We start from the raw sequence: 21569 nt of genomic DNA on the forward strand, positions 1-21569 counted from the left end.
GCCGCCCCGGGCCGGCGCCATAATCGTTTCAGATCCGTCCGAGGGGAGCCCGCATGTTCACGTTCAAGTCCCAGGCCACCGACAACCTGGTGATGCTGCAGTCCACCGCCGAGGCCTTGCTCAAGCTGCTTGGCAAGAGCGCCGCCGAGCCCGGCATCATCGAGGTGGCCGACATGCCGCGTGTGCTGGAAGCGCTGCGCGGTGCCCCGGCTTTCGTGCCGCCGCCGCCGGTCAACCCGGAAACCAACGAGCCGATCGAGCTGCCGTTTGCCGACCAGCCCGTGTCGCTGCACCAGCGTGCCGCCCCGCTTGTGCGCATGGTTGAGCAGGCGCAGGCCGAGGGCAAACCCATCGTCTGGGGCGTCTGATGCCGCCAGCCTGAGGGGGGCATGCGGATGCGGCATGGTGCGCTGCCGCATGCTGAGGCATGATGGCGCGATGCCCGACAACCTCACCCGACTGGTGGTCGTTCGCCATGGCGAAACCGACTGGAACACCGAGACCCGCATTCAGGGTCACACCGACATCCCGCTGAACGCGCGGGGCCGTTGGCAGGCCGAGCGGGTGGGCCAGGCCCTGGCCGACGAGGGCATTCACGCCATCTACAGCAGCGACCTGCAGCGCGCCCGCGACACGGCGGCCGCCATTGCCCGCCACGCCGGGCTGCCATTGCAACTCGACCCGACGCTCCGCGAGCGCCACTTCGGGTGTCTGGAGGGCCGGACGCAGGCGGAGGTGGCACAACACCACCCGGAAGACATGCGCCGCTGGCGTGCCCGTGAGCCTGGCTACGGCCCGGCGGGGGGTGAAACGCTGCAGGCCTTCTATGACCGCACCGTGGGCGCCGCCGCCCGGCTGGCCGCGCTGCACCCTGGGCAGACCATTGCGCTGATTGCGCACGGGGGCGTGCTCGATTGCTTCTACCGCGCGGCCAACCGGGTCGCGCTGGAAGCCCCGCGCAGCTGGAAGGTCACGAATGCCAGCATCAACCGCCTGCTGTATTCGCCGGAGGGCTTCAGTCTGGTGGGCTGGGCGGACGACCGCCACCTCGACGAGGACGGCCTGGACGAGACCACCGACGGTCTCGTGCTGCGCTCGGTGGGCTGAGCCGGGTCCGGCGGCGTGCGACGCTCAGCGTGCCACGCCCGCCTGCGGACGAATGCCGTCCAGAAACAGCGCGAGGCTGCGCGCGCCGACCTCGCACAGGTCGAACCGACCCGGCTCGAGCATCCAGTTCTGGATCAGGCCGTTGACGATGGCCAGCAGCGTGAGGGTCAGGGTGGCCGGCTCGAGCTCGGGGCGCACCAGGCCGGCCGCCTGGGCGCGGGCCAGGCAGTGGCCGATGTGCTGGGCGCAGTCTTTCTGCACTTCGATGTGGCGGCGCCGCACGCCGTCAAGCTCGGCCACCAGTTCGATCTTCAAGGTCGCGATGTCGAAGACCCTTCGCGTCCGAGGGTCGTGCACGATCTGGTGAAACACATTCATCGAAGACTGCAGGACGTCGGCGAGCGGGTCGGTGCGGCCCGGTGCGTCGAGTTGGGCGAGCCCGTCCTCCATCGGCAGTGTGGTGCGCGCCATCATCGCGTTGAACAGGTCAGCCTTGTCCTTGAAGTGCCAGTAGATGGCCCCGCGCGTGCAACCGGCGGCACGCGCGATGTCCTGCAGCGAGGTGCGCGACACGCCCTGCTGTGCGAACAGGGTCTCGGCGGCATCAAGCAGCGATTCGCGGGTCTGGAGGGCGTCAGCCTTGGTGCGGCGCATGTGAATTTCGGAAAAGACCGTCGTGGGTCACGGGGAATTGTCTCCGATCTTGCTGCATACGTGCGTGGATGTATGTATAGTGCCATGGTTAATTGACCAGGCAAGAATTCAAATCCCGAGGTGTCCCTGATGGTCTCCCCCTCTCTTCCGACGCGGTTTTCCGCCCAGCTGGCCGTGTGTGCACTGGCCGCCCTCATCCTGACCGCCTGTGGTGGTGACGACAAGTCCAAGGGCGCCGGTGCACCGGCGGCCGGCGCGGCACCGCCCCCCGTGCCGGTGGGCGTGGTGACGGTCAAGCCGGGCTCCGTCCCGGTCGTGGCCGAGCTGCCCGGCCGCCTCGAGGCGTCGCGCATCGCCCAGGTGCGGGCGCGCGCGGCCGGCATTCTGCAGAAGCGCTTGTTCACCGAGGGCAGCGACGTGCGCGCGGGCCAGCCCCTCTTCCAGATCGACCCGGCCCCCTACCAGGCTGCGCTGCAGAGCGCTCAGGCCACGCAGGCCAAGGCCGAAGCCAATCTGGCGCAGGCCACTGCGCTGGTGGAGCGCTACCAGCCGCTGCAGGCTGCCAAGGCCATCAGCCCGCAGGAGTTCCTGAACGCCCAGGTGGCGCAGCGCCAGGCGCAGGCCGATGTGGCCGCGGCCAAGGCCGCCGTGGCCACCGCGCAGCTGAACCTCGGCTATGCCGGGGTCACGTCGCCGATCGCCGGTCGCGTTGGCCGCGCGCTGGTGACCGAAGGCGCGCTGGTGGGGCAGGGCGAGGCCACCCAGCTGGCCGTGGTGCAGCAGATCAACCCGCTGTACGTGAACTTCACTCAGTCGGCCAACGAGGTGATGCGCCTGCGTCAGGCGCTGGCCGCCGGCCAATTGCAGCGTGCCGGCGAGAACGCGGCGCGTGTCAAGGTCGTGCTGGACGATGGCCGCGAGTACCCGGTGGCCGGCCGCCTGCTGTTCGCCGACCTGACGGTGGACGCCGCCTCGGGTCAGGTCACGCTGCGTGCCGAGCTGCCGAACCCGAAGTTCGAGCTGCTGCCCGGCATGTATGTGCGTGTGCGGCTGGAGCAGGCCCAGGTGGGTGGCGGTGTGCTGCTGCCCCAGCAGGCCGTGACGCGTACCGCCCAGGGTGATTTCGTGACCGTGGTGGAAGGCGGCAGCAAGGCGGGCCGTCGGCCGGTCAAGCTGGGTGGCGCCACCGGCACGAACTGGGTGGTGCTCGAAGGTCTGAAGGAAGGTGACCAGGTCGTCGTCGACGGCTTCCAGAAGATGATGATGAGCCCGGCCTCGCCGCTCAAGCCGGTGCCGTGGGCGCCGCTGAGCGCCTCGGCGCCGACCGCTGCTGCAGCCGCCTCGGCCCCGGCATCGTCGGCTTCGGCCGCCCAGTGAAAGGCGGTCGCGCATGTCACGTTTCTTCATCGAGCGGCCCATCTTTGCGTGGGTGATCGCCCTGTTCATCCTGGTTTTCGGCGGCGTGGCCATCACGCAGCTGCCGATTTCGCAGTACCCGACGGTCGCCCCCCCGGCCATCGTCATCAACGCGACCTACCCGGGGGCTTCCGCACAGACGCTGGATGAAACCGTCATCAGCGTCATCGAGCAGGAGCTCAACGGCGCGCCCGGTCTGGCCTACATGGAGTCGGTCAGCCAGGCCAACGGCACCGGTCAGATCACCGTCACGTTCGAGACCGGCACCAACATCGAACTGGCCCAGGTGGAAGTGCAGAACCGCCTGTCGCGCGCCACGCCGCGTCTGCCGTCTGCGGTCACGCAGCAGGGCGTGCGGGTCGACAAGTCACGCAACAACTTCCTGATGTTCGTGATGCTGTCGTCCAGCAACCCGGCCTACGATCCCATTGCGCTGGGCGACTACGCCGCCCGCAACATCGTGCCGGAACTGCAGCGCGTGCCCGGCATCGGCCAGGTGCAGCTGTTCGGGACCGAGCGCGCCATGCGCATCTGGGTCGACCCCACCAAGCTGGTGGCCTATGGCCTGTCGACGGCCGACGTCAACGCCGCCATCCGTGCGCAGAACGCGCTGGTGCCTGCCGGTGGCATCGGGGACCGTCCCAACATCGGCGAGCAGACCATCTCGGCCACCGTGGTGGTGAATGGTCAGCTGGTCAACGAGAAGCAGTTCGGCGACATCGTGCTGCGCGCCAAGGCCGATGGCTCGACCGTGCGCCTGCGCGACGTGGCCCGCATCGAGCTGGGTGCGCAGACCTACGGCACCTACGCCCGCCTGAATGGCAAGCCCGCCACGGGCATGGGCATCCAGCTGTCGCCCACCGGCAATGCGCTGGCGGCGGCCGAAGCCGTCAAGGTACGCCTGGGCGAGCTCAAGAAGTTCTTCCCGCAGGGGATGGACTTCAGCGTGCCGTATGACACCTCGGGCTTCGTGCAGCTGTCGATCAGCCAGGTCGTCGAGACCCTGGTCGAGGCCATCGTGCTGGTGTTCATCGTGATGTTCCTGTTCCTGCAGAACATCCGCTACACGCTGATCCCCACGCTGGTGGTGCCCGTGGCGCTGCTGGGCACGTTCGGGGTCATGCTCACGCTGGGTTTCTCGATCAACGTGCTGACGATGTTCGGCATGGTGCTGGCCATCGGCATCCTGGTGGACGACGCCATCGTGGTGGTGGAGAACGTCGAGCGGCTGATGGTGCAGGAGGGCCTGAGCCCCGTGCAGGCCACCCGCAAGGCCATGAGCCAGATCAGCGGCGCCATCATTGGTATCACCGTGGTGCTGGTGTCGGTGTTCATTCCGATGGCCTTCTTCGCCGGTTCGGTGGGCAACATCTATCGGCAGTTCTCGCTGTCGATGGTGGCCTCGATGCTGTTCTCGGCCTTCCTCGCGCTGTCGCTGACGCCGGCACTGTGCGCCACGCTGCTCAAGCCCGTGCCGCATGGTCACCATGAGAAGAAGGGTTTCTTCGGCTGGTTCAACCGCGCCTTCACGTCGACCACGCATGGCTACGAAAGCTGGGCGGCGAAGCTCGTGCGCCGTGGCGGCCGCGTGCTCATCGTCTACGCCGTGATCGTGGGCGTGGTGGGCTGGCTGTATGTGCGCATGCCGTCGTCCTTCCTGCCCAACGAAGACCAGGGCAACCTGATCGTCAACGTGCAGCTGCCGCCGGGCGCCACGTCGAACCGCACTGAGGCCGTGATCTCGCAGGTCGAGCAGTTCTTCCTGAAGCAGCCGGAGGTGCAGTCCATCGTGGGTGTGGTGGGCTTCAGCTTCTCGGGCTCCGGCCAGAACGCGGCGCTGGGTTTCGTCACGTTGAAGGACTGGGATGAGCGCAAGGGCGAGGGCCAGTCGGCGCAGGCGCTGGCAGGGCGTGCCTTCGGCGCGCTGGCTGGCATCCGCGACGCCTTCATCTTCCCGCTGAACCCGCCGGCCATCCGCGAGCTGGGCAACGGCACCGGCTTCTCGGTGCGTCTGCAGGACCGCGGTGGCGTGGGCCACGACGCGCTGCTGGCCGCCCGCAACCAGATGCTGGGCATGGCGATGCAGAACCCGATCCTGACGGGTGTGCGCCCGGACGGCCTGGAAGACGCGCCGCAGCTGCAGGTCGACATTGACCGCGAGAAGGCGCTGGCGCTGGGCGTGGGCGTCGATGCCATCAGCACGACGCTGTCGACGGCGCTCGGCTCCAGCTACATCAACGACTTCCCGAACCGCAGCCGCATGCAGCGTGTGATCGTGCAGGCCGATGCCGACAAGCGCATGCAGCCCGACCAGATCCTCGAGCTCAACGTGTTGAACGGCCAGGGCCAGAACGTGCCGCTCTCGGCCTTCGCCACCACGCGCTGGGTCACGGGCCAGATGCAGGCCGTGCGCTACAACGGTTACCCCGCCATGCGCATTTCGGGTGACGCCGCCGCGGGCTACAGCACGGGCCAGGCCATGGACGAGATCGAGCGCATGGCGGCCAAGCTGCCCCCGGGCATCGGCATCGAGTGGACGGGCCTGTCGCGCGAGGAAAAGCTCTCCGGTTCGCAGGCCACCCTGCTGCTCGCGTTCTCGCTGCTGGCCGTGTTCCTGTGCTTGGCCGCGCTGTACGAAAGCTGGTCCATCCCGTTGGCCGTGCTGCTCGTGGTGCCGCTCGGCATCCTGGGTTCGCTGCTGGGCGCCAACGTGCGCGATCTGCCCAACGACGTCTACTTCAAGGTTGGCCTGATCACCATCATGGGCCTGTCCGCGAAGAACGCCATCCTGATCATCGAGTTCGCCAAGGAGCTCCAGGAGAAGGGCATGGGGCTGATGGAGGCCACGCTGCAGGCCTGTCACCTGCGGTTCCGGCCGATCATCATGACCTCGCTGGCCTTCATCCTCGGGGTGATGCCGCTGGTGCTGGCCAACGGCGCCGGTGCTGCTGCCCAGCGCGCGATCGGCACCGGCGTGATGAGCGGCATGATCGCGGCCACCGTGCTGGCCGTGTTCTTCGTGCCCGTGTTCTTCGTGGTGGTGCGCCGGTTCTTCCCGGCCCGCGCCACCCAGCCCGAAGTGGAGACCGACCATGACTGACAAGGCCCTGTTCCTGCGGCCCGCCACGGTGCTGGCCGCCGTGCTGGCCCTGGCCGGCTGTTCGCTGACGCCTGAGTACCAGCGTCCGCCGCTGGCCGTGCCGGCCACACTGCCTGCCGCCTCGGCGGCTTCGGTGCCGGTCACCGCTTCCGCAACCGCCGTGGCCGACCTGCCCTGGCAGCGCTACTTTCCCGACGCGCGCCTGCAGCAGCTGATCGGCATGGCGCTGGATGGCAACCGTGACCTGCGTGTGGCCGCCCTCAACATCGAGGCCCTGCGTGCGGCCTACGCCATCCAGGATGCCGACCGCTTTCCGAGCGTGAATGGCGTGGCCAACGCCGCTCGCCAGCGTGCCACCAGCCGGCCGTTTGCCTACGGTAATTCGGTACAGGCGGGCGTGAGCATCTCGGCCTTCGAGCTCGACCTGTTCGGTCGTGTTCGTGCGCTCAGCGAGGCGGCCGGCGCGCAATTGATGGCGTCCGAATCGGCCCGCCGCGCCACGCACATCAGCCTGGTCGCCTCGGTGGCCAGCACCTGGTACACGCTGTGGGCCGACCGCTGGCAGCTGGCGCTCGCCGAGCAGACGCTGGCCACGCGGGAGTCGTCACTGAAGCTGCAACAGCTGAAGTTCGACAACGGCGTTCTGAACGAGCTGGATCTCCGCACGGCGCAATCGCTGGTGGAAGCCGCCCGTGTGACGCGCGCCCAGGCGCAGCGCCAGTGGGCGCAGGACCGGAGCGCGCTGGACCTGCTGCTGGGCCGCCCGGCACCGGCCGAGCTGCTGCCGCCCGCGGTCGATGTGAGCATGTCGGCCGCCCAGGCCGATGGGCCCACCACGGCCCAGGCCGATGCACTGGCTCAGACCGTGAGCCGGTCGCTGTGGCCCGAGCTGGCCGAGCTACCGGTGGGGCTCTCGTCGGATGTGTTGCTGCAGCGCCCCGACATCGTCCAGGCAGAGCAGAACCTGGTGGCGGCCAACGCCAACGTGGGCGCGGCCCGTGCCGCGCGCTTTCCGCGCATCAGCCTGACGGCCTCGCTCGGGGTGGCGAGCACCTCGCTGGCCGGCCTGTTCAACGACGGCCTGCTCGGCGCTGCCATCGCCCCCGGCGTGTCGGTGCCCTTGCTGGATTGGGGCCGCACCGCCGCAGGCGTCGACAGCGCCCTGGCGCGCCGCGACATCGCGCTGGCGCAGTACGACCGCACCGTGCAGTCCGCGTTCAAGGACGTGGCCGATGCGCTGGTGGCGCGCCAGACCTGGACCGAGCAGGCCCAGGCCCAGCGCGCCCAGACCGAGGCCGAGGCCGCCCGTCTGCGCCTGTCGACCTTGCGCTATGAAAGCGGCGTGGCCAGCCAGCTCGACCTGCTGGACGCGCAGCGCGCGCTGTTTGCCTCACAACAGAGCCTGATCACCGCGCAGCTGGCGCGGCAGCAGGCCCACATCGCCGTCTACCGTTCACTGGGCGGCGGCTGGGAAACCACCGCCAGCCAGCAGGCGGCCGCCACGGCCCGCTGACCACGTCGCACACTCGCCCAAGCAGGGCCGGCCACCGGGATCACCGGGGCCGGCCCTTTATCATGGCGGGGTGAGCACAAGCCCCGTCCTGACGCTGCGCGACCGCTGGTCGCTGTACCTCGATCTCATCCGCTGGAACCGGCCGCAGGGCTGGTTGCTGTGCCTGTGGCCGGTGCTGGCCGCGCTGTGGCTGGCCTCGGGCCGCCTGCCTGCGCTCGACCTGCTGCTGATCTTCACGCTGGGTACCTTTTTGATGCGCAGCGCCGGCTGTGCCGTCAACGACATCGCCGACCGCGAGTTCGACCGGCACGTCAAGCGCACCGCGCAGCGCCCGATCACCAGCGGCCGCCTGTCGGTACAGGAAGCGATCGCCGTGGGCTTGGTGCTGGCGCTGATCTCGTTCGTGCTGGTGCTGTTCACCAACCCGCTCACGATCGGACTGTCCTTTGGTGCGCTGGGCGTGGCCATCCTCTACCCCTTCACCAAACGCTTCTTTGCGATGCCGCAGGCCGTGCTTGGCATCGCGTTCAGCTTTGGCATCCCGATGGCCTATGCGGCTGTGCAGGATCAGGTGCCTGCGCAGGCGTGGTGGCTGGTGGTGGGCAACATTGCCTGGGTGCTGGCCTACGACACCGAGTACGCCATGGTCGACCGCGACGACGACCTGCGCATCGGCATGCGCACCTCGGCCATCACGCTCGGGCGTTTCGATGTGGTCGGCATCGCGGTGTTCTACGCGCTGTGCCTGGCCTGCTGGTGGTGGGTCGGGCAGCAGGCGGGGCGCGGACTGTTCTACCAGCTTGGCCTGCTTGCTGCAGCGGCCCAGGCAGTGTGGCACTTGGTGCTCATTCGCCACCGGGACCGTGACGGCTGTTTCCGTGCCTTCCGCGCCAACCACTGGCTCGGCATGAGCGTGTGGCTGGGCGTGGTGCTCGACGTCGCCTTGCAGGGCTGACGCGTCAGCGGCCGAACTCGTCTCCCAGTTCGCCGGCGCGGTGCTGCGCCGCACGCATGGCCGCCACGAAGGCCGCCTTCACCCCCGCGGTTTCGAGGTGCGTCAGGGCCGCATAGGTGGTGCCGCCCTTGGACGTGACCCGCTCGCGCAGCACGGCCGGGCTGTCCGGCGACTGGCTGGCCAGGGCGGTGGCGCCAGCAAACGTGGCCTGGGCCAGCAGACGACCCTGCTCGGCGGTCAGGCCCATGTCCTGCGCGGCCTGCATCATCGCTTCGATGAAATAAAACACATACGCCGGGCCCGAGCCCGACAGTGCCGTCACGGCGTCCAGGTCGGCCTCGCGGTCCACCCACAGGTGCTGGCCGGTCGGCTCGACCATGGCCTGCACGGCAGCGCGTTCCTCGGCGCTGACCTCGGGGCGGGCGAACAGGCCCGTCATGCCCTGGCCGACCAGGGCCGGCGTGTTCGGCATGGCCCGCACGATGCGCGGCGTACCCAGCAAGCGCGCCATGTCGTCCGTGCGCAGCCCGGCCATCACGCTGTAGTGCAGTGCGCCGTGCGTCAGGGCGGCGTAGACGCTGGCAGCGTCCTTGAACTGCTGCGGCTTGACCGCCCACACCACCGTGGTTGCCTGGCTCAGGGTGATGTCCGCGGTGGCGGCCGTCTGCACGCCGAGGGCGTCCTGCAGTCGCTGGCGCTGCTCGGCGACGGGGTCGATCACGAGGATGCGCTGCGCGTCGCGGCCCTGACGCAGCAGGCCGCCGATGATGGCGGTGGCCATGTTGCCGCCGCCGATGAAGGCAATGTCGATGGTGGAGGTGCTCATGGGCGAGATCATGCCGCATCCGGCCGCTCGGGCGCGCCGGTGGCCTCGGCCAGCAGGCGCACCAGGCGGTCGGCCTGCAGCGGCTTGTGCAGCAGGTGTACGTGCGCGGCGCGTGCCGCGTCGGCCAGCCCGGGCGTGGCTTCCCCGGTGAGCAGAAAGGCCGGCAGGGCCTCGCCGAACTTGTAGCGCAGCTGGGCAATGGCCTGCAGGCCGTTGATCGACAGGCCCAGGCGATGGTCACTCACCACCGCCGACGGCATGCCGCCTTCGGGCATGCGCCCTTCGGTCTGCAGGGCCACCAGCGCCGCGATGGCGCCGTCCGGTGTCGAGCCGGCCGCGGTGCGCCAGCCGTGTTGGTGCAGCAGCATGGCCGTGCCTTCGCGCACATCGGGGTCGTCCTCGATCAGCAGGATCACGCCGGGTGGGGTAAGCGGTGACGCATTCGGGGCAGCGGGCTTGCCGCCGCGTGTGCCTGGCCGGCGGGCCACACGGGCCTGGGCCTCTGGCTGCAGGGCCGCGGGCACCAGCCGCGGCAGGCGCACACTGAAGCACGAGCCCTGGCCGGGGCGCGAGCGCAGGCTGACCGGCGTGGGCCCGAGCAGGCTCAGGCGGCGCACCACGGCCAGGCCCAGGCCCAGGCCTTCGCTGCTGCGCCGGCCATCGTTGTGCGCCTGAAAATAGTCCTCGAAGATGCGGTGCCGGTGCTCCCGGGCGATGCCGGTGCCGGTGTCCCACACCTGACAGACAATCCACGGCCCGCGCGCCCGGGCCCGCAGGCGCACGGTGCCCCGTTCGGTGTAGCGCACCGCGTTGTTCAACAGGTTGCGCAGGATGCGCTCCAGCACGTGCGGGTCGGCCTGCACCCAGGCCTCGGTGGGGTCGAGTTGCCACTGCAGACCCTGATGGGCGCACACCACCGCAAACTCGCTGTCCAGCCGTCGCCACAGGGCGGGCAGGGCGCAGGCCTGTGCGCGGTAGTCGATGCGCTGCGCATCGATGCGGGCCACGTCGAACATGCGCTCGAACATCGTGCTCAGCGAGCCCAGCGCCGTCTGCATTCGGTCGAGCAGGCCATGCCCTTCGGCCGCGGGCACGTGGGGACGCAGCGCGCTGCTCAGCAGCATCAGCACGTGCAGCGGCTGGCGCAGGTCGTGGCTGGCCGAGGCAAAGAACTCGCCCTTCTGCCGGTCGGCAATCTCGGCGCGGGCCTTCTCCCGGGTCACGTTGTTGACCTCCTCGCGCAGTTGCAGCACCAGGTCGGCGTTCTCGTTGCGCAGCAGCGTGCCCTCGCGCAGCCGGCGGCTGATCTGCCGCGTCACGGCCAGGCTGGTCACCATCGAGACGCCCATCACCAGCGCGAGGAACGACGAACTGGGCTGGCCGTCCACCATCAGCCGCATTCCGGCCAGCGTCAGCAGGGGGGTGCTGCCCGCCACGGCCACACCCCAGTCGTGCACGCTCACCAGCATTACCGTGTAGGCGTACACCAGCGAGGCGGCCACGAGCGCGAGCTGCCAGTCGTTGTCGGCCACCCCCAGCAGCGCCACCGCGAACAGCCCCCACAGCGTGCCCTGTGACAGATGCCATCCGAGCAGGCTGCGGCGCCAGCGTTGGTAGCCCGAGGCCGGGATGCCGAAGCGGCGGAAATGCCGCGTCATCGCGATGACGATGCCCCACACGCCCAGTAGTCCGAGCGTGGGCAGCACCCATTGCCACGCCGGCAGCGGCCAGCCGCGGATCAGCCACAGCAGCGCCATCAGCGACAGCGCCTGGCCGAGGATGGTGTGCGGGGTGGTGCGCCACGCGTCCTGCAGCATCTGCAGGTCGACGCGGGTCTGCATGGGGCTGATGCCGCGCATGCCGCGGTCTGCGGGGTTCACGCCAGGCTTTCCCGGCGTCCTTCCTGGCTCGCTTCTTCTGGCGATCGCGGCGCCCAGGCCGCGGGGGCCTGCCGCGAGCACAGCAACACGAGTTGCGTGCGGCTGTGCACCCCATAGGCCCGGAAGATGGCGCTCACGTGCAGCTTCACGGTTTCGGCGCTGATGCCCAGTGCATCGGCAATGGCCTGGTTGGTGCAGCCCTTGAGGATCCAGGTCAGCACGTCCTTCTGGCGCGGGGTCAGGCGAACGCTCTGGGCTGGGGTCGCCTCATCCGTGGCGTCGGGCTGGTCGGCAGGCGACAACAGCTCCGATGGGAAGTGCAGGCGCCCCTCGACCAGCGCCCGCAGGGCCATGGTGAAGCCGTCGATCTCGGCCAGCTTGGGAATGAAGCACGACGCGCCGTGGTGGATGCACTCCAGCGCCACCTGCACGTCGTTCTGTCCGGTGATGATGCCGATGCGCTGCGTCGGCGCCGCCTGGCGCACGGCCTGCAAGGTGGCGGTGCCGCGGCTGTCAGGCAGGCCCAGGTCGAGCAACACGACGTCGATCGGGTCGGCGTCGGGCCCATGGGCCAGCCGCTCGAGCGTGGCCTGCAGCGAGTTGGCCTGAGAGAAGCGCGCTTTCGGTTCGAGGGCGCGGATGGCCTGCATCATCCCTTCTCGGATCAGGCTGTGGTCATCGACCAGCAGGTAGTGGGGCGGACGCAGAACTTCCATACCGTTTACGTAAGCGATCCCGCATGGTAGCGGGCGCTCAGCGTCGGCCGAATAGGGCTGTGCCCACCCTGACCAGGGTCGAGCCCTCGGCGATGGCGGCCGCCAGGTCGCCGCTCATTCCCATCGACAGCGTGTCCACGGGAAGACCCTGAGCCTTCAGGTGCTCGAACACGCTACGCACGCGGGCCAGTTCCGCGTGCTGCACGGCCGGGTCCTCGCTGGGGGCGGGCAGCGCCATCACGCCCCGCAGCGTCAGGCGGGGCAGGGCGGCCACCGCGCGGGCCAGGCTTTCAGCTTCTTCGGGCGCGATGCCGCTCTTGCTCGCCTCGCCACTGGTGTTGACCTGCACGCACACCTGCAGCGGCGGCAGCCCTTCAGGACGTTGCTCCGACAGGCGCTGCGCGACCTTCAGTCGGTCCACGGTGTGCACCCAGTCGAACGACTCGGCCACCACGCGGGTCTTGTTGCTCTGCAGCGGCCCGATCATGTGCCACTCGATCTGACTGCGCAGGTCTGCCAGTTCCGCGATCTTCGCCACGGCCTCCTGCACGTAGTTTTCGCCAAACCGACGCTGTCCTGCGTCAAATGCTTCTCGCACCGTTACAGATGGAAACGTCTTGCTGACAGCCAGCAAGGTGACACTCTCGGGTGGGCGCCCAGCGAGAGAACAGGCCTGTTGTATCCGGTCTCTCACGCTTTGCAGGTTGTTTGCGATCGTCGACATAATGGGTCTGTAACCAAAAGCCAGGCCCACATCATCCATGGATATCACCCAGCTCCTTGCGTTCTCCGTCAAGAACAAGGCATCCGATCTTCACCTGTCGGCAGGGCTGCCCCCCATGATCCGGGTCCACGGCGATGTGCGCCGCATCAACGTCGACGCGCTGGACCACAAGCAGGTCCACGACATGGTGTACGACATCATGAACGACGCGCAGCGCAAGACCTATGAAGAAACGCTGGAGTGCGACTTCTCGTTCGAGATCCAGGGCCTGGCGCGTTTCCGCGTCAACGCGTTCAACCAGAACCGAGGTGCCGGCGCCGTGTTCCGGACGATTCCGTCCAAGATCCTGACGCTAGAGCAACTCAACGCGCCCAAGGTGTTTGCCGACCTGGCGCTGCGGCCGCGCGGGCTGGTGCTGGTGACCGGCCCGACGGGTTCGGGCAAGTCGACCACGCTGGCGGCCATGATCAACCACCTCAACGAGACCGAGTACGGCCACATCCTGACGGTCGAAGACCCGATCGAATTCGTGCACGACTCCAAGAAGTGCCTGATCAACCAGCGCGAGGTGGGCCCGCACACGATGAGCTTTGCCAACGCGCTGCGCTCCGCGCTGCGTGAAGACCCGGACGCCATCCTCGTGGGCGAAATGCGCGACCTGGAGACCATCCGCCTGGCGTTGACCGCCGCGGAAACCGGGCACCTGGTGTTCGGCACGCTGCACACCTCGTCGGCCGCCAAGACCATCGACCGCGTGGTCGACGTCTTCCCCGCGGCCGAGAAGGAAATGGTGCGCGCCATGCTGTCCGAGTCGCTGCAGGCCGTGATCTCGCAGACGCTGTGCAAGACCAAGGACGGCTCGGGCCGGGTGGCCGCGCACGAAATCATGATCGGCACCCCTGCGATCCGGAACCTGATCCGCGAGAACAAGATCGCCCAGATGTACTCGTCGATCCAGACCGGCAACAGCATGGGCATGCAGACGCTGGATCAGAACCTGACCGAGTTGGTGCGACGCAACGTCATCTCGCCTGCCGAGGCCCGCGCAAAGGCCAAGATTCCTGAAAACTTCCCCGGCTGAGGCAGTTCATGAAACGCCTGCTGGACCGTTTTGTCAGTGGCGCAACCGGGGGCGCACGCACCAGCTCCGCCGATGCGGCCGAGGCCGATGACGAGGGATTCTTCGCCACCCAGTTCATGGAACGGCCCGAGTCCGTGCGAGGCAGTTCGGCCTGGTCGGCGCGCGCGCTGGCCGTGGGCGCGCAGCCGCTGGACCCGGAAGTCGGACTGGCGCTGCTGATGCGGGCCTGGGGCCAGGACGCCCTGATGGCCGCGCTCGGCGAGGACGTGCAGCGCAAGCTGTTGCCCCATCTTCAGTTCGTGAAGGTGCCCGCGGGCCGGGAACTCATCGTGCAGGGAGAGCGGGGCGACTACGCGCTCGTCGTGCTCGACGGCGTGGTTGCCGTGGACCGCGTGCCGCCAGCGGGTGGCCGCGTGCGCCTGGCTGAAGCCCGCGAAGGCGAAGTGATCGGCGAGATGTCGCTGCTCGACGCCAGTGCCCGCTTTGCCTCCTGCCTCACGCTCAGCGCCTGTGCGCTGGCCGTGCTCACCAGCGAGGCACTGGATGAACTGGCCATCGAGGAGCCCCGCCTCGGCATGGCCCTGATGACCTGCACGGCGCGTCGCTTGTCGCTGCGCATGCGGCAGCTCGGCGCCCGGCTGGGCGCGCTGCTGGACGCCAGCCGCGCCGGCCCCCACCCCGTTTGAAGACCCCGACAGGACCGCACCATGGAACGCGACCAGGCCTCCAAATTCATCAACGACCTGCTAAAGCTCATGGTCGCCCGCGGGGGCTCCGACCTGTTCCTGACGTCGGACTTCCCGCCCGCCATCAAAGTCGACGGCAAGGTCACCAAGGTCTCGCCACAGGCGCTCACCTCGCAGCACACCGTGTCGCTGGCGCGCGCCATCATGAACGACAAGCAGGCGGCCGAGTTCGAGCGCACCAAGGAGTGCAACTTCGCGATCTCGCCCGGCGGCATCGGCCGCTTTCGCGTCAATGCGTTCATCCAGCAGGGCAATGTCGGCCTGGTGTTGCGGACCATCCCGCAGAACCTTCCCACGGTCGACGGCATGGGTTTGCCCCAGATCCTCAAGGAGGTCGTGCTGACCAAGCGTGGCCTGGTGATCCTGGTGGGAGGCACCGGCTCCGGCAAATCGACCACGCTGGCGGCCATGGTCGACCACCGCAACGAGAACACGCACGGCCACATCATCACGCTGGAAGACCCGGTCGAGTTCGTGCACCCGCACAAGAACTGCATCATCACCCAGCGTGAGATCGGCATCGACACCGACGGCTGGGAGATGGCGCTGAAGAACACCCTGCGCCAGGCGCCCGATGTGATCCTGATGGGCGAAATCCGCGACCGCGAGACCATGGAGCACGCCGTGCAGTTCGCCGAGACCGGCCACCTCTGCATGGCCACGCTGCACGCCAACAGCGCCAACCAGGCGCTGGATCGCATCATCAACTTCTTCCCCGAAGAGCGCCGGCCGCAGCTGCTGATGGACCTGTCGCTCAACCTGAAGGCGCTGGTCTCGCAACGCCTGCTGCCGCGCCAGGAAGGCAAGGGCCGCGTGGCCGCCGTCGAGATCCTGCTCAACACGCCGCTGATCGGCGACCTCATCTTCAAGGGCGAGGTGGGCGAGATCAAGGAGATCATGAAGAAGTCGCGGGAGCTGGGCATGCAGACCTTCGACCAGGCGCTGTACGACCTCTACGAGAGCAACTACGTGACCTACGAAGACGCGCTGCGCAACGCCGATTCGGTCAACGACCTGCGTCTGCAGATCAAGCTGAACAGCACCCGCGCACGCACCAGCGACCTGGCCGCGGGCACCGAACACCTGAAGATCGTCTGAACCCCGTCACTCCATGACCGCTGCTGCCCCCAAGAACTACGACCCCACCCCGAGCCGCCGCGTGGCCTTTCTGGGCCTGGGCACCATGGGGGCGCCCATGGCCGCCCATCTGGCTGCTGCCGGCCACTCGGTGACGGTCTACAACCGCACCGCCGCCAAGGCCGAGGCCTGGGTGGCCGAACATGGCGGCCGCGCGGCCGCCGTGCCGCGTGAAGCCGCCCAGGGTGCCGACATCGTATTCAGCTGTGTCGGCAACGACGACGACCTGCGTCAGGTCACCGTGGGGCCCGATGGGGCCTTCCACGGCATGGCATCTGGCGCCCTGTTCGTCGATCACACCACCACCTCGGCCGAGGTCGCACGCGAGCTGGCTGCGGCGGCATCCGCCCGCGAACTCGCCTTCATCGATGCGCCGGTGTCGGGCGGCAACCTGGGGGCCATCGACGGGGTACTGACCGTCATGTGTGGCGGCACGCCGGAAGCCTTCGCCCGTGCCGAGCCCATCATCCGGGCCTTCGCCCGTGCCGTCACCCTGATGGGCGACAGCGGCGCGGGCCAGCTGACCAAGATGGTCAACCAGATCTGCATCGGCGGGCTGCTGCAGGGGCTGTCGGAGGCGTTGGCCTTCGGCCAGAAAGCCGGGCTCGACATGGGCCAGGTCATCGGCGTGATCTCGCAAGGCGCAGCCGGCAGCTGGCAGCTCGCCAACCGCGGGCCCACCATGGTGCAGGACCAGTTCGATTTCGGCTTTGCCGTCGACTGGATGCGCAAGGATTTCGGCCTGGTGCTCGACGAGGCACGCCGGTTGGGAGCCCGCCTGCCCGTCACGGCCCTGGTCGACCAGTTCTATGCCGACCTGCAGGCCCAGGGCGGCGGGCGGCTCGACACGTCCAGCCTCATCCGGCGCCTGCGCTGAGCGGCGTGGCCGGCGCATGAGCCGGCCACGCGCTTCACTGCGGTTGCGCGGCGCCGGCGTTGCTGCCGGGGTTGGTGTTGGCCGCCGGTGAGGGCAGGCGGCGCGCCAGTTCATCTTCACTGATGACCTGGAAGGCCTTCACGACCTTGCGCACGCCGCTGATCGTGGCGGTCAGCTCGGCCGCGCGGTTGGCCTCGCGCTCCGTCACCACCCCCATCAGGTAGACCTCGCCACGTTCGACCACCACCTTGAAGGCATTGGCCATGAGGTCGCGGGCGTCGATCAGCGTGGCCTTCACCTTGCCTTGTATCAGCACGTCGTTCGAGCGTGCCGACAGGCTGCTGTTCGGCGCCACCACCAGCTCGTTCATCACGTTCACCACGTTCTCGACCTGGCTGGCCGCTCGGGCGGCCGATTCGCGCGCTTGGTCGTCCTGCACTTCGCCGGTCAGCAGCACGTGCCGGTTGTACGAGGTGACGTTCACGTGGGCCTGGTTGCCGATCGTGTCGCGGATGCGGTTGGCCGCCTTCAACTCGATCGACTGGTCTTCGAGCAGTGCCCCCGACGTGCGGCGGTCCGCCGCGACAAAGGCGCCGCCCACGGCCGTGCCCACCAGCAGCGGGGCACAGGCGCTCAGCGAGGCCGCGGCCAGCAGGGCGAGCGCGGTCGCGCGCAACGAGCGGGTGATGGGGGGGCGGTTCATGGGTTTTCCTCTCCAAGCAGGTGGTTGTCGACCGCGGCACACAGGCCGCTCAGGGCCAGCCAGGCGGTCGCGAACATGGTGTCGGCGCGCGTGCCGGGCAGCGGCACCCACACATCGGTGTCGCGCAGCATCGGTCCCAGCGTGCGGGCGGTTTCGCCCGTGAAGGCCACCAGCGTCATGTCCAGCTCGCGGGCGGCGTCGGTGGCGGCCAGCAGGTCGGGCTCGTCGCGCTCCAGCGAGAAGGCCAGCCACACGTCACCCGGGTGACCCAGCGCGCGCACCTGCTGGGCCAGCGTCGGCTGCTGCGGCGAGCCCGACGGCGTCAGCGCCACCGCGGCCAGCGGCGGGCGTTCGCGGCCCTGGCCCTGCACCAGCAGGGTGGCAGCGCGGCGGGCCAGATGGGCCCCTTCGTCTTCACCTGCACACAGCACCGTGCCGCCCGAGGTGAGCGTGTGCATCAGGGCCTGCGCGGCGTAGTTCAGTTGTTGAGCCAGTCGTTCGGAAGACTGGTACAGCCAGTCGGCGGTCTCCAGCAGCGGCTGCTGCAGATAGGCGGGCTGAAAATGGGAATCCGGCATGGCGCGGATCATAAGTCAGGGGCATTCCCCCTTGTGTCAAGGCGTCAGGATGCGTCGAAGGCCGCCGGGATCCACGTCAGTTCATCGCCGTCGATGGCCACCACATCGAAGCGGCAGGGCGGCCAGTCCCGCAGGGCCATCAGGTAGGTCTGCGCGCCGCGGATGCAGCGCCGCTGCTTGCCCCGGCCGATCGAAGCGGCCGCTCCGCCATGGTCGCGCCCGGTGCGCTGCCGCACCTCCACGAACACGAGCGTGCCGTCGCGGTCCCGCAGAATCAGGTCCACCTCGGCGCCGGGCGCGCCCGGTCCGCGCGCCACCCGATAATTGCGCTCCACCAGCGTCAGCCCCTGCGCCAGCAGATGCTGCAGCGCGCGCTCCTCCGCCTCGTCTCCCCGGGATTTCGTCGTGACCTTCGATGCCAACATGCTGCTCCAGGCAGCCCGCCACGTGGCCGCCGGCCAGCAGTATCCCAAAGGCGCGCTCTACCTGGTGCCCACGCCCATCGGCAACCTGGCCGACATCAGTCTGCGTGCCGTGCACGTGCTCGATCTGGTCGACGCCGTGGCCTGCGAAGACACCCGCGTCTCGGGTCAGTTGCTGCGCCACCTGGGTCTCGACAAGCCGCTGATGGCAGTGCACCAGCACAACGAGGTCGGCGCGGCCCAGCGCGTGGTGGCCCTGCTGCAGGAGGGCCAGCGGGTGGCCTACGTCAGCGACGCCGGCACGCCCGCCGTTTCCGACCCCGGAGCGCACCTCGTGGCCGCCGTGCAGGCCGCCGGGCTGCCGGTCGTGCCACTGGCCGGGCCCAGCGCCGTCACCACGGCACTCAGTGCCTCGGGCGATGTCCATGCCCAGGGCTTCCGCTTCCTCGGCTTCCTGCCTGCCAAAGGCGCGGCCCGCCAGACCGCGCTGCGCGAGGCGCTCTCGTCACAAGCCAGCCTCGTGCTGTTCGAGGCACCGCACCGCATCGCCGACCTGGCCACAGACCTTGCTGCCGTGTGCCCGGCGGGCACCATCACGCTGTGCCGCGAACTGAGCAAGCAGTTCGAAGAGATCGCGACCCTGCCCGTCGGGGGGCTGGCCGCCTGGCTGGATGCCGGCCCGCACCGACAGCGTGGCGAGTTCGTGCTGGTCGTCCACGCCTCGGTTGCGGCGCCCGACGAGGCAGAACTGTCCCTGGCGGCGCGGGCGCTGCTGGCCGAACTGGTCTGCCACATGCCGGTAAAGAAGGCCGCCGGCCTGGTGGCCGACGTGACGGGCCTGCCCCGCAAGGCGCTGTACGACGCGGCCCAGCGTTGCCGGGACGAGGCCGACGCGCAGCCCGACTGAGGGCGATTGTGCCCACCCGCGCGGGTTAGAACACGGCCCGTTTGACGGCTTATAGCTTGTCTGCGGGGGCGGGCAAACCCGGGTTCTGCGGAGTTACCCTCAAACGACCGTTTTATTGCCCTTCAACAATGGGTTCCAACGGCAGCACTCGCTGCGCCACCAAGGAGACCCAGATGATCCAGGCACTCACCCGCCGCCCCCTGTTGACCGCCTGCGCCCTGGCCGCGGCCGTCATGGCCATCGCCCCGGCAGCCCATGCCACCACCACCGCCTCGAAGACGAAGCACCCCATCGTGCTGGTGCACGGCTTCATCGGGTTCGACAACATCCTGGGCATCCAGTACTTCTACGACATCCCCAAGCAGCTGCGCGCCGATGGCGCCACGGTCTACATTGCGTCCGTCAACCCGTCGCAGACCACCGAATTCCGAGGTGAAGAGCTGATCCAGCAGATGAAGCAATGGGCGGCCAAGGACGGGGTCACCAAGTTCAACCTGATCGGCCACAGCCACGGCGGCCCGACCGTGCGGTACGCTGCCGGCACCGTGCCCACCATGGTCGCCAGCGTCACCACCATCGCAGCCACCCACTTCGGCAGCAAGGTGGCCGACGACATCCTGGCCAACACCACGCCGGAAGGCGGCTTCGACAAGCTGGCCACAGCCGGCCTGCAACTGATCGGCTGGCTGAGCGGCAACAGCACTGCCAAGCAGGCCGACCTGCTCACGGCCCTCAACGCCCTTTCCTCGGAAGGCTCGGCCGCTTTCAACGCCAAGTTCCCGGTGGGCGCGCCCACCACGCCGTGCGGCAACGGCCCCGAGGTGGCGAGCGTCGCGGGCAACCCGATCCGCTGGTACTCCGTTTCCGGCACCGCCGTGAAGACGAATGGCTGGGATATCTCCGACGCCATCCTCGGCGCCACGGCCAAGTACTTCGGCGACGAGCCGAACGATGGGCTGGTCTCGAAGTGTTCCAGCCACTGGGGCAAGGTCCTCAAGGACGACTACGCCTGGAACCACCTCGACGAGGTCAACCAGGTCCTGGGCATCGTGGGGCGCACCGCCCCCGATCCCGTCGCCTTCTACAAGGCACAGGCGAGCCGCCTGAAGCTGGCCGGCCTCTGATCCCCCAAGCCCCTGGCAACAGGGGCTTTGCCGCGGCGTCGGTTCGCCGCACCCCCCCGGCCTCAACCGTGTTGCAGGCCGAGGTCTCTCACGCCTGCATCTATAACGACATTCATTTAACGAATCCATCAATCCTGAAGGAGCTCACATGATCCGCTCAACCGTCTGGCGCGCCGTTTCCCTGGCCGCCGCCGTGGCCGTGACCACCCTGGCCGCCGTTCCCGCCGCCCACGCCGGCACCTATGCCAAGACCAAACACCCGATCGTGCTCGTGCATGGCTTCATCGGGTTCGACAACATCCTGGGCATTCAGTACTTCTACGACATCCCCAATAAGCTGCGCGACGAGGGCGCGACCGTCTACATCGCCTCCGTCAACCCTTCTCAGACCACCGAGTTCCGCGGTGAAGAGCTCGTCCAGCAGATGAAACAATGGGCGGCCAAGGACGGGGTCACCAAGTTCAACCTGATCGGCCACAGCCACGGCGGACCGACCGTGCGTTACGCCGCCGGCACCGTCCCCGCCATGGTGGCCAGTGTGTCGACGGTCGCCGGCACCCACTTCGGCAGCAAGGTGGCCGACGACATCCTGGCCGGCACCACCCCGGGCGGCGGCTTCGACCAGACGGCCACGGCCGGACTGAAGCTCATTGCCTGGCTCAGTGGCAACAAGACGACCAGCGATGCCGACCTGCTGACCGCACTCAAGGCCCTCAGCACCCCGGGCGCTGCCGCATTCAATGCCAAGTTCCCGGTCGGTGCGCCCACCACGACGTGCGGCACCGGCCCCGAGAGGGCCAGCATCAATGGCAACAGCATGCGCTGGTATTCGTTCTCCGGCACCTCGGTCAAGACCAACGGCTGGGACATCTCCGATGCCATCCTCGCCGAGACCGCCAAGTACTTCGGCACCGAGCCCAACGACGGGCTGGTCTCCAGGTGCTCGAGCCACTGGGGCCGCGTCGTGAAGGACAACTACACCTGGAACCACCTCGACGAGATCAACCAGGTGCTCGGCACCATCGGCACGAACTCGCCCGACCCGGTGTCCTTCTACAAGCAGCACGCCAACCGCCTGAAGTGGGCGGGCCTCTGATGAGGGT

At 68.5% G+C, this 21569-nt stretch carries 21 protein-coding genes; 13 read left to right on the forward strand and 8 right to left on the reverse strand.

The window, feature by feature from the left end:
* Positions 1-53 precede the first annotated feature (53 nt).
* Both Q0Z44_RS01425 and Q0Z44_RS01430 read left to right on the forward strand, forming a co-directional pair.
* A complete protein-coding gene (locus tag Q0Z44_RS01425; protein ID WP_298009127.1) occupies positions 54-368 on the forward strand; it encodes a DUF1840 domain-containing protein in 315 nt (104 codons plus the stop codon).
* Between the two features lie 70 nt (positions 369-438).
* Complete coding sequence (locus tag Q0Z44_RS01430; protein ID WP_298009129.1) at positions 439-1107, forward strand: histidine phosphatase family protein; 669 nt, start codon at positions 439-441, stop codon at positions 1105-1107.
* A gap of 24 nt (positions 1108-1131) precedes the next feature.
* Here Q0Z44_RS01430 and Q0Z44_RS01435 read toward each other — a convergent pair whose 3' ends face one another.
* Positions 1132-1761, reverse strand: coding sequence for a TetR family transcriptional regulator (locus tag Q0Z44_RS01435; RefSeq protein ID WP_298009132.1), 630 nt, complete (start codon positions 1759-1761; stop codon positions 1132-1134).
* A gap of 129 nt (positions 1762-1890) precedes the next feature.
* Here Q0Z44_RS01435 and Q0Z44_RS01440 point away from each other — a divergent pair, with 129 nt between their 5' ends.
* From Q0Z44_RS01440 to ubiA, 4 genes are all read left to right on the forward strand, one after another.
* A complete protein-coding gene (locus Q0Z44_RS01440; protein WP_298009135.1) occupies positions 1891-3138 on the forward strand; it encodes an efflux RND transporter periplasmic adaptor subunit in 1248 nt (415 codons plus the stop codon).
* A gap of 13 nt (positions 3139-3151) precedes the next feature.
* Entirely contained in the window at positions 3152-6277 is a 3126-nt protein-coding gene (locus Q0Z44_RS01445) for an efflux RND transporter permease subunit (RefSeq protein WP_298009139.1), read from the forward strand.
* On the forward strand, positions 6270-7790 hold the full coding sequence (locus Q0Z44_RS01450) for an efflux transporter outer membrane subunit (protein WP_298009142.1): 1521 nt from the start codon (positions 6270-6272) through the stop codon (positions 7788-7790). Before Q0Z44_RS01445 ends, Q0Z44_RS01450 begins: the two co-directional genes overlap by 8 nt.
* 70 nt (positions 7791-7860) lie before the next feature.
* Positions 7861-8745, forward strand: a complete 885-nt coding sequence (ubiA, locus tag Q0Z44_RS01455; RefSeq protein ID WP_298009145.1) for a 4-hydroxybenzoate octaprenyltransferase — start codon at positions 7861-7863, stop codon at positions 8743-8745.
* 4 nt (positions 8746-8749) lie between these two features.
* On the opposite strand, the gene proC is transcribed toward ubiA, so the two are convergent.
* The 4 genes from proC to Q0Z44_RS01475 are packed head-to-tail and all read right to left on the reverse strand — an operon-like array spanning position 8750 to position 12891.
* Complete coding sequence (proC, locus tag Q0Z44_RS01460) at positions 8750-9571, reverse strand: pyrroline-5-carboxylate reductase (RefSeq protein ID WP_298009148.1); 822 nt, start codon at positions 9569-9571, stop codon at positions 8750-8752.
* Between the two features lie 8 nt (positions 9572-9579).
* The gene (locus tag Q0Z44_RS01465; RefSeq protein WP_298009151.1) at positions 9580-11451 is read right to left on the reverse strand and encodes an ATP-binding protein; all 1872 of its coding nucleotides are present in this window, start codon (positions 11449-11451) and stop codon (positions 9580-9582) included.
* Positions 11448-12167 (reverse strand): response regulator transcription factor, encoded by a 720-nt coding sequence (locus tag Q0Z44_RS01470; RefSeq protein ID WP_298009154.1) that lies wholly within the window; start codon positions 12165-12167, stop codon positions 11448-11450. Before Q0Z44_RS01470 ends, Q0Z44_RS01465 begins: the two co-directional genes overlap by 4 nt.
* Positions 12168-12204: 37 nt before the next feature.
* Positions 12205-12891 (reverse strand): YggS family pyridoxal phosphate-dependent enzyme, encoded by a 687-nt coding sequence (locus tag Q0Z44_RS01475; RefSeq protein WP_298009157.1) that lies wholly within the window; start codon positions 12889-12891, stop codon positions 12205-12207.
* 37 nt (positions 12892-12928) lie between these two features.
* Here Q0Z44_RS01475 and Q0Z44_RS01480 point away from each other — a divergent pair, with 37 nt between their 5' ends.
* Genes Q0Z44_RS01480 through Q0Z44_RS01495 form a run of 4 tightly spaced genes read left to right on the forward strand, consistent with a single transcriptional unit; the run spans position 12929 to position 16732 of the window.
* Positions 12929-13972, forward strand: coding sequence for a type IV pilus twitching motility protein PilT (locus Q0Z44_RS01480; protein ID WP_298009159.1), 1044 nt, complete (start codon positions 12929-12931; stop codon positions 13970-13972).
* Positions 13973-13980: 8 nt separating this feature from the next.
* Positions 13981-14658 (forward strand): Crp/Fnr family transcriptional regulator, encoded by a 678-nt coding sequence (locus Q0Z44_RS01485; protein WP_298009161.1) that lies wholly within the window; start codon positions 13981-13983, stop codon positions 14656-14658.
* A 21-nt stretch (positions 14659-14679) separates the two neighbouring features.
* Complete coding sequence (locus tag Q0Z44_RS01490; protein ID WP_109037618.1) at positions 14680-15816, forward strand: PilT/PilU family type 4a pilus ATPase; 1137 nt, start codon at positions 14680-14682, stop codon at positions 15814-15816.
* Positions 15817-15829: 13 nt separating this feature from the next.
* The gene (locus Q0Z44_RS01495; protein ID WP_298009166.1) at positions 15830-16732 is read left to right on the forward strand and encodes an NAD(P)-dependent oxidoreductase; all 903 of its coding nucleotides are present in this window, start codon (positions 15830-15832) and stop codon (positions 16730-16732) included.
* Positions 16733-16766: 34 nt separating this feature from the next.
* Here the strand turns inward: Q0Z44_RS01495 and Q0Z44_RS01500 are convergent, their stop codons facing one another.
* Genes Q0Z44_RS01500 through Q0Z44_RS01510 form a run of 3 tightly spaced genes read right to left on the reverse strand, consistent with a single transcriptional unit; the run spans position 16767 to position 18438 of the window.
* A complete protein-coding gene (locus Q0Z44_RS01500; RefSeq protein ID WP_298009171.1) occupies positions 16767-17435 on the reverse strand; it encodes a BON domain-containing protein in 669 nt (222 codons plus the stop codon).
* Positions 17432-18013 (reverse strand): SIS domain-containing protein, encoded by a 582-nt coding sequence (locus Q0Z44_RS01505; protein ID WP_298009175.1) that lies wholly within the window; start codon positions 18011-18013, stop codon positions 17432-17434. The genes Q0Z44_RS01500 and Q0Z44_RS01505 overlap by 4 nt, the downstream gene beginning before the upstream one ends.
* A gap of 44 nt (positions 18014-18057) precedes the next feature.
* The gene (locus tag Q0Z44_RS01510) at positions 18058-18438 is read right to left on the reverse strand and encodes a YraN family protein (RefSeq protein WP_298009178.1); all 381 of its coding nucleotides are present in this window, start codon (positions 18436-18438) and stop codon (positions 18058-18060) included.
* Here Q0Z44_RS01510 and rsmI point away from each other — a divergent pair.
* The 3 genes from rsmI (at position 18437) to Q0Z44_RS01525 (ending at position 21562) form a co-directional block, all read left to right on the forward strand.
* Positions 18437-19342, forward strand: coding sequence for a 16S rRNA (cytidine(1402)-2'-O)-methyltransferase (rsmI, locus tag Q0Z44_RS01515; RefSeq protein WP_298009182.1), 906 nt, complete (start codon positions 18437-18439; stop codon positions 19340-19342). The two genes, Q0Z44_RS01510 and rsmI, sit on opposite strands and share 2 nt — an antisense overlap.
* A gap of 173 nt (positions 19343-19515) precedes the next feature.
* Positions 19516-20466, forward strand: coding sequence for a triacylglycerol lipase (locus Q0Z44_RS01520; protein WP_298009185.1), 951 nt, complete (start codon positions 19516-19518; stop codon positions 20464-20466).
* Positions 20467-20614: 148 nt separating this feature from the next.
* On the forward strand, positions 20615-21562 hold the full coding sequence (locus Q0Z44_RS01525; protein ID WP_298009189.1) for a triacylglycerol lipase: 948 nt from the start codon (positions 20615-20617) through the stop codon (positions 21560-21562).
* Positions 21563-21569: the final 7 nt, after the last annotated feature.

This window comes from uncultured Aquabacterium sp. (assembly GCF_947366995.1).
Taxonomy (GTDB): domain Bacteria; phylum Pseudomonadota; class Gammaproteobacteria; order Burkholderiales; family Burkholderiaceae_C; genus Aquabacterium.